The 15,006-nt window shown below is 63.8% G+C and carries 15 protein-coding genes and 1 tRNA gene; 8 read left to right on the top strand and 8 right to left on the bottom strand.

Annotation, left to right across the window (positions count from 1 at the left end; genetic code table 11):
• Positions 1-3: 3 nt before the first annotated feature.
• Together EJ071_RS08925 and EJ071_RS08920 are read right to left on the bottom strand one after the other, a co-directional pair.
• Positions 4-585 (bottom strand): VOC family protein, encoded by a 582-nt coding sequence (locus EJ071_RS08925; RefSeq protein ID WP_126097547.1) that lies wholly within the window; start codon positions 583-585, stop codon positions 4-6.
• A 268-nt stretch (positions 586-853) separates the two neighbouring features.
• The gene (locus EJ071_RS08920) at positions 854-1,294 is read right to left on the bottom strand and encodes an SRPBCC family protein (protein WP_126097546.1); all 441 of its coding nucleotides are present in this window, start codon (positions 1,292-1,294) and stop codon (positions 854-856) included.
• Positions 1,295-1,425: 131 nt separating this feature from the next.
• On the opposite strand from EJ071_RS08920, the gene EJ071_RS08915 reads away from it, so the two are divergent.
• Positions 1,426-2,493 (top strand): adenylate/guanylate cyclase domain-containing protein, encoded by a 1,068-nt coding sequence (locus tag EJ071_RS08915; RefSeq protein ID WP_126097545.1) that lies wholly within the window; start codon positions 1,426-1,428, stop codon positions 2,491-2,493.
• Positions 2,494-2,596: 103 nt separating this feature from the next.
• A complete protein-coding gene (locus EJ071_RS08910; protein WP_126097544.1) occupies positions 2,597-2,947 on the top strand; it encodes a hypothetical protein in 351 nt (116 codons plus the stop codon).
• A gap of 26 nt (positions 2,948-2,973) precedes the next feature.
• On the opposite strand, the gene EJ071_RS08905 is transcribed toward EJ071_RS08910, so the two are convergent.
• From EJ071_RS08905 to EJ071_RS08895, 3 genes are all read right to left on the bottom strand, one after another.
• Positions 2,974-3,048, bottom strand: a tRNA-Glu gene (locus EJ071_RS08905).
• 85 nt (positions 3,049-3,133) lie between these two features.
• Positions 3,134-3,547, bottom strand: a complete 414-nt coding sequence (locus EJ071_RS08900; protein WP_126097543.1) for a VOC family protein — start codon at positions 3,545-3,547, stop codon at positions 3,134-3,136.
• An 18-nt stretch (positions 3,548-3,565) separates the two neighbouring features.
• Positions 3,566-3,934 carry a fimbrial protein gene (locus EJ071_RS08895; RefSeq protein ID WP_126097542.1) on the bottom strand — a complete coding sequence of 123 codons (369 nt, stop codon included), beginning with the start codon at positions 3,932-3,934 and terminating at the stop codon, positions 3,566-3,568.
• Positions 3,935-3,960: 26 nt separating this feature from the next.
• Between EJ071_RS08895 and EJ071_RS08890 the strand changes: the two genes are divergently transcribed.
• The gene (locus EJ071_RS08890) at positions 3,961-5,016 is read left to right on the top strand and encodes an RluA family pseudouridine synthase (protein WP_126097541.1); all 1,056 of its coding nucleotides are present in this window, start codon (positions 3,961-3,963) and stop codon (positions 5,014-5,016) included.
• A 211-nt stretch (positions 5,017-5,227) separates the two neighbouring features.
• Positions 5,228-6,139: an RNA polymerase sigma factor RpoH gene (gene rpoH / locus EJ071_RS08885; RefSeq protein ID WP_126097540.1), complete on the top strand. Its 912-nt coding sequence runs from the start codon at positions 5,228-5,230 to the stop codon at positions 6,137-6,139.
• A 274-nt stretch (positions 6,140-6,413) separates the two neighbouring features.
• Here rpoH and EJ071_RS08880 read toward each other — a convergent pair whose 3' ends face one another.
• The 3 genes from EJ071_RS08880 to EJ071_RS08870 form a co-directional block, all read right to left on the bottom strand.
• Positions 6,414-7,073, bottom strand: coding sequence for a peroxiredoxin (locus tag EJ071_RS08880; protein WP_126097539.1), 660 nt, complete (start codon positions 7,071-7,073; stop codon positions 6,414-6,416).
• Positions 7,074-7,374: 301 nt separating this feature from the next.
• Positions 7,375-7,740, bottom strand: a complete 366-nt coding sequence (locus tag EJ071_RS08875; protein ID WP_126097538.1) for a cell division protein ZapA — start codon at positions 7,738-7,740, stop codon at positions 7,375-7,377.
• A 4-nt stretch (positions 7,741-7,744) separates the two neighbouring features.
• Complete coding sequence (locus EJ071_RS08870) at positions 7,745-8,017, bottom strand: DUF4164 domain-containing protein (RefSeq protein ID WP_040973690.1); 273 nt, start codon at positions 8,015-8,017, stop codon at positions 7,745-7,747.
• A gap of 261 nt (positions 8,018-8,278) precedes the next feature.
• On the opposite strand from EJ071_RS08870, the gene tkt reads away from it, so the two are divergent.
• The 4 genes from tkt (at position 8,279) to EJ071_RS08850 (ending at position 14,839) form a co-directional block, all read left to right on the top strand.
• Positions 8,279-10,270 (top strand): transketolase, encoded by a 1,992-nt coding sequence (gene tkt / locus EJ071_RS08865; protein ID WP_126097537.1) that lies wholly within the window; start codon positions 8,279-8,281, stop codon positions 10,268-10,270.
• Positions 10,271-10,473: 203 nt separating this feature from the next.
• On the top strand, positions 10,474-11,484 hold the full coding sequence (gene gap / locus EJ071_RS08860) for a type I glyceraldehyde-3-phosphate dehydrogenase (protein ID WP_126097536.1): 1,011 nt from the start codon (positions 10,474-10,476) through the stop codon (positions 11,482-11,484).
• Positions 11,485-11,650: 166 nt separating this feature from the next.
• On the top strand, positions 11,651-13,540 hold the full coding sequence (locus EJ071_RS08855; RefSeq protein ID WP_126097535.1) for a potassium/proton antiporter: 1,890 nt from the start codon (positions 11,651-11,653) through the stop codon (positions 13,538-13,540).
• Positions 13,541-13,642: 102 nt separating this feature from the next.
• Positions 13,643-14,839 (top strand): phosphoglycerate kinase, encoded by a 1,197-nt coding sequence (locus EJ071_RS08850; RefSeq protein ID WP_126097534.1) that lies wholly within the window; start codon positions 13,643-13,645, stop codon positions 14,837-14,839.
• Positions 14,840-15,006 lie beyond the last annotated feature (167 nt).

Raw genomic sequence — 15,006 nt, 5'->3', positions numbered from 1 at the left:
TGTTCAGTATGGATTCTTCGCCGCCCGGTTCTCGGACAATGTTTCGCGCGATCGCTCGACCAGCGCCTGGATGGCGTCGGCAAGGTGCACTTCGGCGATGTTGTAGTCGCCGCGCGCGACGCGGATCTTGTGCGCCGCCATCAGCACGTCGGCATGGGTGAAACCGGCCGGCGGCTCGAAGCGGTACGAGGCGAGCTCGATCAGAAGGCCGAGCGGATCCTCGAAATAGATCGAATCCATGAAGCCGCGATCCTTGACGCCACTGTGCTTGATGGCGCGCTCGTCGAGCCGGGCGACCGCCTGCAGGAAGGTCACCCGCGACACCGAGAACGCGATGTGGTGGACGCAGCCCGTATCGGTCGGCGTGCGCCGCTTGACCGCCTCGCGGCTCTCGTCGGCGAAGACCGTGATCAGCCGGCCGTCGCCGGGGTCGAAATAGAGGTGGCTTTCGCTCGCCTTGTCGAGATTGGGCTGCTCGAAAATGAAGGGCATGCCAAGCACGCCTTCCCAAAAATCGATCGAGGTCTGGCGATTGGCACCAACCAGCGTGATGTGATGGACGCCTTGCGATTGTAGTTTCTGCATCTGGCTCCTCCCGGACACCCCGCGCCTTGCCGCCGGTTCAGATGCCCAGTCGCATTTTGATCAGCGCTCGGCACGTGATCGCCGCCCGGCTTCGCTCCCTGCGCTCCGCATTCCGCATCCTGCAGGAATGCGGCCGGAGCTTTTGATGCGCGGATGCTAATTCAATCCGAGGCGTTGCGCCAGAAGCGCTGGTGCTTCAGGACCCAGGCGGCCCGATCGGCGATCCGTGCTTGCCGGCGCCGAAGAATGCGCGACCCTTAGATGTAAATCACATGTTCTTCATCGGCACGTCGGGATCGACATGTCCCCCATCGGCGGTGATCTTCAGCCTTGAGAGGTAGTGCTCCCATCCCTTTCGATGGCTGTCACGCTCCTTTGCGTTCGGCAGTCCGCTGTGCGTGAAGCGGATCAGTGTCCCCGCATCCCTCGCGATCAGGTCGATCTCGACATGGCTGGAGCCGGGCGGCACGGTCTCGTTGTCTTCCCAGCCAAAACTGTAGGCAAGACGGTGGACCGGGATCACCTCGGTGAACTCACCGCGCGCCACATGGCGACCACCGACATTGACGAGGAACAGACCGCCCGGGGTTGCATCCAAATTCGCTTCGGTCCCGATCCATCGCACGATCTGGTCCGGATCCGTCAAAAGCGCGAACACGGTCGCCTGTGGCGCCGCGACCTCAATCTCTGTGTAAACCGATTCCGCCATTGCTCACTCCAGGTCACATCCGCCCAGGTCACATCCGCATCGAATGCCGTGCATGATTGAAGCGAATGTGGGGAGTTGCAAGAAGATGTTCGAGGCGTAAGCATAAGCTGGTGCCGAGTGACCTTCTACCGATGCTTCTCGCAAACTCGCTTTCATTCCTTCTGGACGACGCCGCGCATATTGGCGGCGGCGGGCGACTTCTATTGCAGCTCTCAACGCATTTGATGGAAGACGGCTTGCCGATCATTGCCGGCGCGCTGGCGCAGGATGCTCCCAACCCGATCATTTCACGCCGCATCTGGCTCTGGCGAGCGCCTAGCGATGAAGTGGTCGAGGCTTTGGGAATAGGCGCCGACCGCCAGAATGCCGATCCCCGGCTCGTGCTGCGGGAGTGGCTTGGTACGACGCGGGCGATCGTGTTCGACGAGGGAGCGGGCGGTGTCGCACCGACTTTGGTGTGGGCGTTCGATCACACCCCGGATGAGGCGCAGTCGGAGCTGCTGCGGCAAATCTCCCGGTTTGCCGCGGCTCCGATGACCGCACTCGCAGAACGGTCTGCGAAACGCGAATTGCTCGAAGCATATTTGGGAAAGCGCAGTGCAGCACATGTGCTCAACGGTCATTCTCGTCGAGTAAAGGGAGAGACGATACGGGCTGCGCTTCTGTGCGCGGACCTTCGAGGTTTCACCGATCTATCCGAGGTTCAGGATGCAGACGAGATCGTATCGGTACTTGATGCCTGGTTCGATTGTGTCGCCGGCGCGGTGCACGCATTTGGTGGCGAGGTTCTCAAGTTTATAGGTGATGGCGTCCTCGCGATTTTCCCGATTGGCGAGCGCGATGCAAGGGCCGCATGTGACGCGGCGGTACGCGCCGTGAAGGCCACGCGCGCCGGGATAGATCATCTCAACCAAACTCGCCGCCGCAATGGGGGCCCTGAGCTCGGATATGGCATTGGCCTGCATGTCGGCGAGATACTTTGGGGGAATATCGGCACTGCCGGCAGGTTGGACTTCACCGCGATCGGCAAGGCTGTAAATCTTGTTAGCCGCATCGAAGGGCTGTGCAAGCCGTTAGGACGGACGGTGCTCGCGTCGACAGTGTTCGAGGCAGAAACTACCGAGCCGATGATCGCCATGGGCAGTCATACGCTAAGAGGAATAGCAGGCGCGCAAACGCTTTTCGGCTTGCCGGAATAGAGCCCAGCCATGCGCGTCGCACGCAGCTTCGCTGGCCGGTGCTAAGGGCCGACTATTCCTGGCTTCCACCCTTCGAGGGAGAGGCGCCAACGAGCCCAATCGCGTGAGCTCGCCGAAACGATCCGTCGCCGGCAGCTTTAGCCTGAATCGGCTCCAGTCACTGGGCCGCGTTTCAGATGGTGTCTTCCCTGACGGAACCCCCTACCCGTCCGACCGTTTACGGCTCATGGCACTGGCGAACGACATCCAAATGGCGGAACGGCACGTTCTGCAAGCTGAGCGGCACATCAAGCGCCAGCGCGCGCGGATCGCTGCACTAAAGCACCGTCGGTTGCCGCGAGGGAAGGCGGCCAACTTCCTGCAGTTGCTTGAAGATGCCCAATCGATGCACCTCCAACACCTATCGCGGTTGTTGGAGCAAGCGTCCCGCGAAAAGACCGAAGCCGGCACATAGACTCGGCGCAAATCCTGAGAAAAGCTTGGTACGCCCAAGGGGAATCGAACCCCTGTTCCCGCCGTGAGAGGGCGGTGTCCTGACCGCTAGACGATGGGCGCGCTCAAGAACCGGCTACATAGGATGACGGCATCGAAAAAGCAACTGGGGTTTCGGACTGTTCCCGGACTTTGCAGACTGCCCCTGTCAACCCTGCCGTTTCGGCTCGATCAGGTCCCAGAGATTGCCGTAGAGATCGGCAAACACCGCCACTGTGCCATAGACCTCGAAGCGCGGCGCCTCGCGAAACTCGACGCCCCTGCCAAGCATCGCCTGATGGTCGCGCGCGAAGTCGTCCGTCTCGAGGAAGAGAAACACCCTGCCGCCGGTCTGGTCGCCGATGCGGCTCGCCTGCGTCTCGCCGGAAGCCTCCGCAAGCAACAGCCGCGCGCCTTGTCCATTTGCCGGCGTGACCGTCACCCAGCGCTTGCCGCCGCCGAGGTCGACATCGTCGGTCAGCACGAAGCCGAGCCGCTCGACATACCAGGCGATCGCCTCGTCATAGTTTTCGACGACGAGCGCCACCGTCGCAATGCAGCGTTTTTCGGCAAAGCCGCTCATTTGTTGCGGGCTCATTTGTTACGGATTGCCGATCATGCGGCGCTCGGCAATGTCGTAGACGAAGATGGAACGGCTGCCGTCGGCAAGCTCGGCATCGATCGACAGCCGATTGCCGGACAGCGACTGGCTGACCACTCTGGCGCGGACCGGCAGCACGATGTCGCCGCTGAGCGGCGCGCCGGCCGGGGCCTGGACGTCGCCGGCGGGTGCCGATCCGGCAACCGGCGCATTGCGGGCTTTGTAGACAAGCGCCCCGATCACCACCATAAGGGCGAGGAACAGCAGGCCGAGATTGACGATCATGAAGCGGATGAGCTTCCTGCGCACCTTTTCGGCAGCGGGGTCGAGCGGCTTCTCTTCATCTTCTTCGTCGATGGGCCGGGCCATGGCTAAACAATCCGCAACGGGTTTCGATGAGCGCTCATAACGAAGAGACCCCGATTTTGATAGGGGATGAATCGACCGGGAACGAAGCCGTCATTCTGGAAGCCGGCGCGGATGCCGCAGGGCAGCGCCTCGACCAATGGCTGGCCGCAAGGCTTGGCCCCGACATTTCACGCAGCCGCGTTCAGGCCCTTATCAAGCAGGGCGCCGTCTCGATCGCCGGCAGACCGGTAGAGGAGGCCAAGCGCAAGATGGCGGTCGGCGAGCACGTCTCGGTCGTCATGCCGGAACCGCAACCGGCCGAGCCGCAGGGCGAGGCGATCCCGCTCGATATCCTCTACGAAGACGACGAGTTGATCGTTATCAACAAGCCGGCGGGTCTGGTCGTCCATCCCGGCGCCGGCAACTGGACCGGCACGCTGGTCAACGCGCTGATCCACCATTGCGGCGACAGCCTCTCCGGTATCGGCGGCGTCAGGCGGCCGGGCATCGTCCATCGCCTCGACAAGGAGACGAGCGGTGTTATGGTGGTGGCCAAGACCGATCGCGCCCACAAGGCGCTGTCGGAGGCCTTCGCCGACCATGGCCGCACCGGCGATCTCGAGCGCGCTTACCTGGCGCTGGTCTGGGGCATTCCGCAGCGGCCGAGCGGCACCGTCGACGCCGCGCTCGGCCGCGCCGCTGACCGCGTCCGCCGCGCGGTGGTTCCCGAAGGACGCGACGACGCCCGCCATGCGGTCACCCATTTCAGCGTGGTCGAACGCTTCGGCGAAGGGCAGAAGGCCTTCGCCACGGCAAGTCTGGTCGAATGCCGGCTGGAGACCGGCCGCACGCACCAGATCAGGGTCCATATGGCGCATATCGGCCATCCCGTGATCGGCGATCCGGATTACGGCCAGGCCTTCCGCACCAAGGCCAACCGGCTGCCGGAGCCGCTGAAAAGCGAGGTCACTGCATTTTCCCGGCAGGCGCTCCACGCCTGGCTCCTTGAATTCCGCCATCCGGCTACCCATCTAACGATGAGGTTCGAGGCGCCGATGCCGAGGGACATGGAGGAACTCGTCGGCGGTTTCCGCAAGCTCTGAGCCGCCATCAAGACGCTTCAAACCAGCCATCAAAAAACCTGACTGGCGTTGTTCACTTAAGCGTGACACACTGTTTTGTGTTGAACAAATGCCTGTCCTTTCTGGTTTTGTTCCTATATACACCCGCTGCCGCGGATGAGCCGATTGGCATTCGCGTCACATGCCCGCCGCGTTTCGGGGGCATCACTCCAATAGAGAGGGGGCGCTAATCATGGCCCAGTCATTACCCAGTATCGTTTCCGGTGAGGGCGGTCTCGCCCGTTACCTGGAAGAAATCCGTCGCTTTCCGATGCTGCAGCCGCAGGAAGAGTACATGCTCGCCAAGCGTTATGCCGAGCATCAGGACACTTCCGCCGCGCACAAGCTCGTCACCAGCCATTTGCGGCTCGTCGCCAAGATCGCCATGGGCTATCGCGGCTACGGCCTGCCGATCGGCGAGGTGATCTCGGAAGGCAATGTCGGCCTCATGCAGGCCGTGAAGAAATTCGAACCGGAGCGTGGTTTCCGGCTCGCCACCTACGCTATGTGGTGGATCAAGGCCTCGATCCAGGAATACATCCTGCGCTCGTGGAGCCTGGTCAAGATGGGCACCACCGCCAACCAGAAGCGCCTGTTCTTCAACCTGCGCAAGGTGAAGGGCAGAATCCAGGCGCTCGACGACGGCGATTTGAAGCCCGACCAGATCGCCGAGATCGCCACGCGCCTCAACGTGTCCGAGGCTGAGGTGGTGTCGATGAACCGCCGCCTGTCGGGCGACGCTTCGCTCAACGCCCCGATCAGGGCGAGCGAGGGCGAGTCCGGCGAATGGCAGGACTGGCTGGTCGACGACCACGAAAGCCAGGAAGAAATGCTGATCGAGCAGGACGAGCTGGAAAACCGGCGCTCGATGCTGTCGGGCGCTCTGTCGGTGCTCAACGATCGCGAGCGGCGCATCTTCGAGGCGCGTCGCCTGGCCGAAGAACCGCTGACGCTGGAAGAGCTGTCGGCCGAGTTCGACATCAGCCGTGAGCGCGTGCGCCAGATTGAGGTGCGCGCCTTCGAGAAGGTACAGGACGCGGTCAAGGCCGCAGCCAAGCGCCAGGCCCAGGCGCTGCGCACCATCGAGGCGCAGCCGGCCGCTTAACAAGCTCGATATCGAAAAGAAAAAGGCGGGGCTTCGGCGCCGCCTTTTTTGTTTTTGACGTCGGCGATTTGGCGAAAGCGGCGAACCAGCCCTTTCTCCCCGTCACTAAACGGGGAGAAATGCCCGGCAGGGCAATGAGGGGCGGCGCCGAGGCTGCGAGATTGCCGTTTCAGGGCAAGACATTCGGAAGCTGCGGCTCGATTACCTCGAAGCGCCGCGCCGCTCCTCATCCGCCCTTCGGCACCTTCTCCCCGTGAACGGGGAGAAGGAAAGCTCACGCCGTCGGCTGCTTGGTCTTTCTCAGATACGGCAGCACCGTCTCGTAGGCGCCGAAGCGCTTGATGGCGTCCTCGTTGGAGACGGCTGCGGTGATGATGACGTCCTCGCCCTGCTTCCAGTTCGCCGGCGTCGCCACCTGGTGCTTGGCCGTCAGCTGGATGGAATCGATGACGCGCAGGATCTCATCGAAGTTGCGGCCAGTGGTCATCGGATAGGTCAGCACCAGCTTGATCTTCTTGTCGGGGCCGATGACGTAGACAGAGCGCACGGTGGCGTTGTCGGCCGGCGTGCGGCCTTCCGAGCTCTCGCCGGCGCCCGCCGGCAGCATCTCGTAAAGCTTGGCGACCTTGAGGTCCTTGTCGCCGATCAGCGGGTAGTTCACCGTCTGGCCGGTAGCGGTCTTGATGTCGGCCTGCCACTTGTCGTGGCTCGATACCGGGTCGACGGAAATGCCTATGATCTTGACGTTGCGCTTCTTGAAGTCACCTTCCAGCCCGGCCATCGTGCCGAGCTCGGTCGTGCAGACCGGCGTGAAGTTCTTTGGATGGCTGAAAAGCACCGCCCAGCCGTCACCGATCCACTGATGGAAATTGATCGTCCCTTGCGTGGTCTCGGCCGTGAAGTCCGGCGCGATATCGTTGATACGAAGGCTCATGACGTGTTCCCTACCCTGTGACATGTCGCCGGCATGGGCCAACCCCAGCGGCGGCTCAACCTTCTATACCGCCGGACGGCCCGGTTCAAAAGGCTTGTGTCTGCAAGCGTGATCGAAGCGGCGGAAAAATTTCGTCTTTTCCTGGAAAAGACAGCAGGATTTTCCGCGACGGATGCTAAAGCATGTCTCCCGAAAGTGGGAACCGGTTTCGGGACAAAGACATGCGAAAAATCAAAAACTGAAGCGCATGGAGCGAATCTGAAAGATCGCGACGCGCTTTAGGGTCCGGACGAGGCGCGCTTTAAGCCTTCTTCACCGCCAGCGTCGTCGCCAGGTCTTCCATGCGCTGGGCAAGCGCCGCGAGCGCCGTGGTCAGCACGCTGTCGCTCTTGTCGGCCTTGGTCAGCGCCTCGTCGCGCGTCTTGCGCAGCGTCAGCACTTCGCTCTCCATGCCCTTGACGCGCTTGTTGAGCTCCGAGAGCTCATCCATCACCATGATGCCGGCCATCACGGTCAGCCGCTGGTCGCCGATCTCGCCGAAGGAATCCTTCAGATGCGCGACATAGCGGTCGAAGCGCTCGGCGAGGTCGATCAGGTGCTCTTCCTGGCCCTCGTCGCAGGCCATCCGGTACTGCTTGCCGTCGATCGAAACCGTCACCTGTGCCATTGGCTTACCTGTCCAGGACCGCGCGGATGGTCTCCATGGCGGTCACCAGCCGGCGCGATACTTCCTTGTTGGCATCTTCCAGCCGTTCGGCGCGGGCCTCGGAGTTGTCGAGCTCCTGCGCCAGCCGCGAGCGGTCGGCATTCATGCGCTGCACCTCGGCCTCGGCTTCCGAATAGTCGCGCTCATGCTCGAGCCGCGCCGCCACGGCGTTTTCCAGCCCTTCCATGGCCTTGCCGAGCCTGGCGATGACTTCTTTGAGGGTCGTTTCCCCGGTCATGGCCTTCGTCCTATGCCCTGCCCGTCACCGAATCGCTCGCGTTCAGAACGCGTTATGTCGGAAAGATTAGGCGCCGGGTGAAGCGCGCGTCAATAAAGCTCTCGCGACTGTCCCCCGCTAACGCTAATGTAGCGCACCCGCCCCCTTCACAAGCCCGGCAAAAGCCGACCGGATTTGTTGACTAAAAGGCCGCGCCTGCTATGTGTCGCGGCATCCTTTCCAAGGGTTCCCCCAAGGCTCCAACCCACTTCCGGAGGAAGCATGACCTCGCGTGAACAACATGACCGGATGGCCAATGCGATCCGTTTTCTCTCCATGGACGCCGTCGAAAAGGCGAATTCGGGTCACCCCGGCCTGCCCATGGGCTGCGCCGACATCGCCACGGTGCTGTTCACCCGCTTCCTGAAATTCGACGCCAAGGCCCCGCACTGGGCCGACCGCGACCGCTTCATCCTGTCGGCCGGCCACGGCTCGATGCTGCTCTACTCGCTCCTGTACCTCACCGGCTATGAGGACATGACGATCGACCAGATCAAGAATTTCCGGCAGCTCGGATCGAAGACCGCCGGCCATCCCGAATACGGCCATGCCGCCGGCATCGAGACCACCACCGGCCCGCTCGGGCAGGGCCTCGCGAATTCCGTCGGCTTCGCGCTCGGCGAGCGCATCATGAACGCCGCCTTCGGCAACGACCTCGTCAACCACTATACCTATGTGCTGGCCGGCGACGGCTGCCTGATGGAAGGCGTCTCCCAGGAAGCCATCGCGCTTGCCGGTCACCTCAAGCTCAACAAGCTGATCGTCTTCTGGGACAACAACAACATCTCAATCGACGGCCCGGTCTCGCTCGCCGACAACACCGACCAGGTCGCCCGCTTCCAGGCCAGCGGCTGGAACGCCAGCCACATCGACGGCACCGATCCGGAAGCGATCGCCTATGCCATCGAAGCTGCACGCCATTCCGACAAGCCGACGATGATCGCCTGCAAGACGACCATCGGCTTCGGCGCCCCGACCAAGGCCGGCACCAACAAGGCGCATGGCTCGCCGCTCGGTGCCGAGGAAATCGCCGGCGCGCGCAAATTCTTCAACTGGGAGTCGCCGCCCTTCGAGGTTCCGGCCGACGTTCTCGACGCCTGGCGCGCTGTCGGCACCGGCGGCGCCAAGGCACGCGCCGATTGGGAAGGCCGCCTCGCCAAGGCCGATGCCCAGCTGAAGGGCGAGTTCGAGCGCCGCCTCGCCGGCAAGCTGCCGTCCAACTTCGATGCCGTCATCGCCGACTACAAGAAGAAGCTCTCGGCCGACAAGCCGAAGGTCGCGACCCGCAAGTCGTCGGAGATGGCACTGGAAGTGATCAACGGCGCGGTTCCCGAAACCATCGGCGGCTCGGCCGACCTCACCGGCTCCAACAACACCAAGACCAGCCAGACCAAGAACATCACGCCGGACGACTACGGCCAGCGCTATGTCCACTACGGCATCCGCGAGCACGGCATGGCGGCTGCGATCAACGGCTTGACGCTGCATGGCGGCCTCATCGCCTATGGCGGCACCTTCCTGTGCTTCTCCGACTATGCCCGCCCCTCGATGCGCCTGGCCTCGCTGATGGGCATCCGCTCGATCTTCGTCATGACGCATGACTCGATCGGCCTCGGCGAGGACGGCCCGACCCACCAGCCGGTCGAGCATCTGGCCGCACTTCGCGCCATTCCGAACCACAATGTGTTCCGTCCGGCCGACGCGGTCGAAACCGCCGAATGCTGGCAGTTGGCGCTGGAGTCCGAAAAGACGCCGTCGACGCTGGCGCTGACCCGCCAGAACCTGCCGACCGTGCGCAACGAGTTCAGCGAGAAAAACCTCAGCGCCTCCGGCGCCTACGAGCTCGCCGCGGCAAATGGCGAGGCGGCGGTGACGATCTTTGCCACCGGATCCGAGGTCGAGATCGCGCTTGGCGCCCGCGAGCTGCTCGAGAAGCACGGCCATCCGACCCGCGTCGTCTCGGTGCCCTGCTTCGAGCTGTTCGACCGGCAGAGCGAGGACTATCGCAAGAAGACGATCGGCAACACCAAGGTGAAGGTCGCCATCGAGGCGGGCATCCGCCAGGGCTGGGACCATCTCATCGGCACTGACGGCATCTTCGTCGGCATGCACGGCTTCGGCGCCTCCGGCTCGATCGAGCAGCTCTATCCGCATTTCGGCATCACCGCGGAGGCCGCGGCGAAGGCGGTGGAAGCGCGCCTGCACGGCGACTGAGCCGTTGCATGTCGCTCAAAAGCGCACAGCGGCTTTGAGCGACATATAGAAGCAGGAAGCCCGTCCGGCGAAGCCATTCAAGGGTTTCGCCGGGCTGGACCAACCTAATCGATTTAAATCTGGGCTCCTGCGGCTGGATTCTTGTGCCATCCGCCGCTATGAAGCTGCGGGCCCATCCGCTTTCCAGCCCCAGGGAGAGAAAAATGACCGTCAGAGTTGCCATCAACGGATTTGGCCGCATCGGCCGCAACATCCTGCGCGCGATCCATGAATCCGGCCGCAAGGACATCGACGTCGTCGCCGTCAACGACCTCGGCCCGGTCGAGACCAACGCGCACCTGCTGCGCTATGACAGCGTGCATGGCCGCTTCCCGCACGAGGTGACGGTCGACGGCGACCAGATCTCGGTCGGCAAAGAGAAGTTCAAGGTCACCGCGATCAAGGATCCGACCCAGCTGCCCTGGAAGGAGCTCGGCATCGACATCGCGCTCGAATGCACCGGCATCTTCACCGCCCGCGACAAGGCCGCCGCGCATCTGACCGCCGGCGCCAAGCGCGTCATCGTCTCGGCTCCGGCCGAAGGCGCCGACCTCACCGTGGTCTACGGCATCAACCACGACAAGCTGACCAAGGACCACGTCGTCATCTCCAACGCGTCCTGCACCACCAACTGCCTGGCGCCGCTTGCTGCCGTCTTGCACGAGACCGTCGGCATCGAGAAGGGCATGATGACGACGATCCACTCCTACACCGGCGACCAGCCGACGCTGGACACCATGCACAAGGACCTCTACCGCGCCCGCGCGGCGGCGCTCTCGCAGATCCCGACCTCGACGGGTGCTGCCAAGGCGATCGGCCTCGTGCTGCCCGACCTCAAGGGCAAGCTCGACGGCATCTCGATCCGCGTGCCGACCCCGAACGTCTCGGTCGTCGACTTCAAGTTCATCGCCAAGCGCTCGACCACCGCGCAGGAGATCAACGAAGCTCTGATCGCCGCCTCCAAGGGCAAGCTGAAGGGCATCCTGGCGGTCACCCATCACCCGAATGTCTCGATCGACTTCAACCACGATCCGCATTCCTCGATCGCGGCGCTCGACCAGACCAAGGTCATGGACGGCAACTTCGTTTCGGTGCTGTCCTGGTACGACAACGAGTGGGGCTTCTCCAACCGCATGGGCGACACGGCCGTCGCCTTCGGCAAGACCATCGCCTGATCGCAGGCTGCCTTTGATCGTGTGAAACGCCCGGCTTCGGCCGGGCGTTTTTCGTTCGACGCCAGCGGCATGGGGCAAAAAACCACGCTGCCGCCTTGCACTGGTCATGTCTTCGCCCCACTCTGCCGTAAAGCGGGAGGGACGGGGATGTGAGGGGCGATTCCGGATGGAGCATGCGATCTATCTTGTAACGCTGGTCGGCACCGCGCTTGTCGTGGCCGCCGCGTTTTCGAGCCTGATCGCCTTCCGCTTCGGCGCCCCCCTGCTGCTCCTCTTCCTCTGCATCGGGCTCGCCACCGGCGTCGACGGCCTCGGTATCGAATTCGATAATGCGCGGCTGGCTTACTTTGCCGGCTCACTGGCTCTAGCCATCATCCTGTTCGATTCCGGTTTCGGTACGCCGCTCAACGCCTTGCGCCAGGCGGCCGGGCCGGCGCTGTCGCTGGCGACCGTCGGCGTCATCCTCACCACCGGCATTTTCGGCGTCGCCGCCTTTTATCTGCTCAACCTCAGCTGGCTGGAATCTTCGCTGCTCGGCGCCGCCGTCGCCTCGACCGACGCCGCCGCCGTGTTCTTCCTGCTGCGCGCCGGCGAGATCCACCTGCGCGAGCGCGTACGTTCGACGCTCGAGGTCGAATCCGGCACCAACGACCCGATCGCCATTTTCCTCACCATCACTTTGGTCGAGATCATTGCGGCCCACGCAAATCCGCAAGCGGATGTTCTCGCCACCAACCTTGCGCTCGGCTTCGTCATCAATATGGGGCTCGGCGCCGTCATCGGCGTGCTTGGCGGCTTCGCCATCGTGCGCCTCGTCGAGCGGCTGAATCTCGACCACGGCCTGCTGCCGATCTTCGTGCTGACGCTCTCGCTGATGGTGTTCGCGGCGGCCGGCGCCGTCGGCGGCTCCGGCTTCCTGGCCGTCTATCTCGCCGGCCTCGTCGCCGGCAATTCCGACATTCGCGCCGTCACCATCCTGAAACGCTTCCAGGACGGCATGTCGTGGCTGGCGCAGATCATCATGTTCCTGATTCTCGGCCTTTTCGCCACGCCGTCGCAGTTCCCGGCGATCATGGTGCCGGCGATTCTGCTCGGCCTTTTCCTGATCTTCGTGGCGCGGCCTTTAGCCGTCTGGCTCTGCCTGACCCCGTTCCGCTTGCCGCGCCCCGAGGTCGCCTTCGTCTCCTGGGTCGGCCTGCGCGGCGCCGTCTCGATCCTGCTTGCCATCACGCCGCTGCTCGGCGGGCTGGCGAACGGCCGCCTGATCTTCAACGTCGCCTTCATCATCGTGCTCGTGTCACTGGTGGTGCAGGGCTGGACCGTCGGACCGCTGGCCCGCCGCCTTGGCCTGATCGTGCCGGCGCGGCTCGGGCCGCTCGACAAGGTCGAGCTCGAGCTGCCGGGCTCGGCGCACCATGAGCTGCTCGCCTATCGCGTGGCGCCAGGCAGCCCGGTGGCGCGCGGCGAGCGCATCCCGCGCTGGGCGCGGCCTTCGCTGGTGCTGCGCGATGGCCGCTCCATGCGCTTCCAGGACATGGGCCGGCTGACCGCGGGCGACCAGGTCTATATCTTCGTTCCGGACCGCTATCCGCGCCTGCTCGATAAGCTTTTCGCCAGCCGCGCCGTGGTCGACCCCGAGGATGCGGATTTCTTCGGCGCCTTCGCCGTCGATCCGGCCCGCTCGGCTGGAGAGCTGGAAGCCGCCTACGCGCCAGGCCTCACCGAGGCCGAGCAGAAGCTCACCGTCGCCGCGCTGGTCACCGAGCGGCTCGGCGGCCACGCCGAATATGCCGACCGCGTGATGATCGGCCCGATCGAGCTGATCGTGCGCGATGTCGACGAAAAGGGCCGCATCACCGGGCTTGGCCTGTCCTTCGAGCCGACCGCGCCGGTGGCTCGGGTGCCGGTTTTCCTGAGCGCCGGCGAGATCGCCGACCGCATCGCCGCCTTCATCCGCGACTGGCGCAAACCCGCAGAAGCGCCTGTCGCGGTGCCATCCGCCGAGGACGCTCCGGCGCCCGATCCTGTGGCGCAAAAAGCGGCAAGCGAGAGCTGACGTCACACAACGACATCATTTTTGCGCGCGCCCTTCAATGCAGCCCTTGCATCGTCGCCGGTGCCGGGTAAGGTCCCCGCGTTTTCGCGGAAAGGAACGACCATGGCCGGCTTCAAGACACTCGACGATATCGGCGCCGTCAGCGGCAAGCGCGTTCTGGTGCGCGTCGACCTCAATGTGCCGGTAGCGGACGGCAAGGTGACCGATGCCACGCGCATCGAGCGCATCGCGCCGACCATTTCCGAGCTCTCCGGCAAGGGCGCCAAGGTGATCCTGCTCGCGCATTTCGGCCGTCCCAAGGACGGCCCCTCGGCAGAATTCTCGCTGGAGCCGATCGCCCGCGCGACGGCGCAAGTGCTTGGCCGCCCGGTCCGCTTCGCCGCCGACTGCATCGGCGACAAGGCGGCGGAAGCGGTCGCCGCCATGAAGGACGGCGACGTCCTGCTTTTGGAAAACACCCGCTTCCACAAGGCCGAAGAGAAGAATGAGCCGGCCTTCACCGAAAATCTCGCCGCCAATGGCGACATCTACGTCAACGACGCTTTTTCCGCTGCGCATCGCGCGCACGCGTCGACCGAGGGCCTGGCGCACCGGCTGCCGGCCTATGCCGGCCGCACCATGCAGGCCGAGCTCGAAGCGCTGGAAAAGGGTCTCGGCAATCCGGTGCGGCCCGTGGTGGCCATCGTCGGCGGCGCCAAGGTCTCGACCAAGATCGACCTTCTGATGAACCTGGTGAAGAAGGTCGATGCGCTGGTTATCGGCGGCGGCATGGCCAACACCTTCCTGGCCGCGCGCGGCACCGATGTCGGCAAGTCGCTCTGCGAGCATGACCTGGCCGGCACCGCCAAGCAGATCATGATCGAGGCGGCGGAAGCCGGCTGCGCCATCATCCTGCCCGCCGACGGCGTCGTGGCGAAGGAATTCAAGGCGGGTGCTGCGAGCGAAACCGTCGCCATTGCGGACGTGCCGGCCGACGGCATGATCCTCGATGTCGGCGCAAAGACCGTGAAAAGCGTCACCGACTGGATCGACCGTGCCGCGACCCTGGTGTGGAACGGCCCGCTCGGCGCCTTCGAGATCGAGCCTTTCGATCACGCGACGGTGGCTGCGGCCAAGCACGCTGCGGCTCGCACCAGGGAAGGTAAGCTTGTCTCGGTCGCCGGTGGCGGCGACACGGTGGCAGCGCTCAACCATGCCGGCGTCGCCGACGACTTCACCTATGTCTCGACCGCCGGCGGCGCTTTCCTGGAATGGATGGAAGGCAAGCCGCTGCCCGGCGTCGAGGTGCTGAAGCAATAGCCTATCAACATTCGGCGAGAACGTTCGCAGCTCGAAGACTTTCAATCGATTCACGCTTTCCGGCGTCATTCCTTTGGCGGTAGTGTTCTGCTGAAGCAATTCCAGGAAAAGTGCGCAGCGGTTTTCCGTCCGGAATTGCGGGAAAACGCAGGCCTGAAGCGGTCAGC

Source organism: Mesorhizobium sp. M1B.F.Ca.ET.045.04.1.1 (assembly GCF_003952465.1).
Lineage (GTDB): Bacteria > Pseudomonadota > Alphaproteobacteria > Rhizobiales > Rhizobiaceae > Mesorhizobium > Mesorhizobium shonense.
Note: the sequence above shows the minus strand (reverse complement) of the source record. Positions and strands in the feature narration are given on the sequence as shown.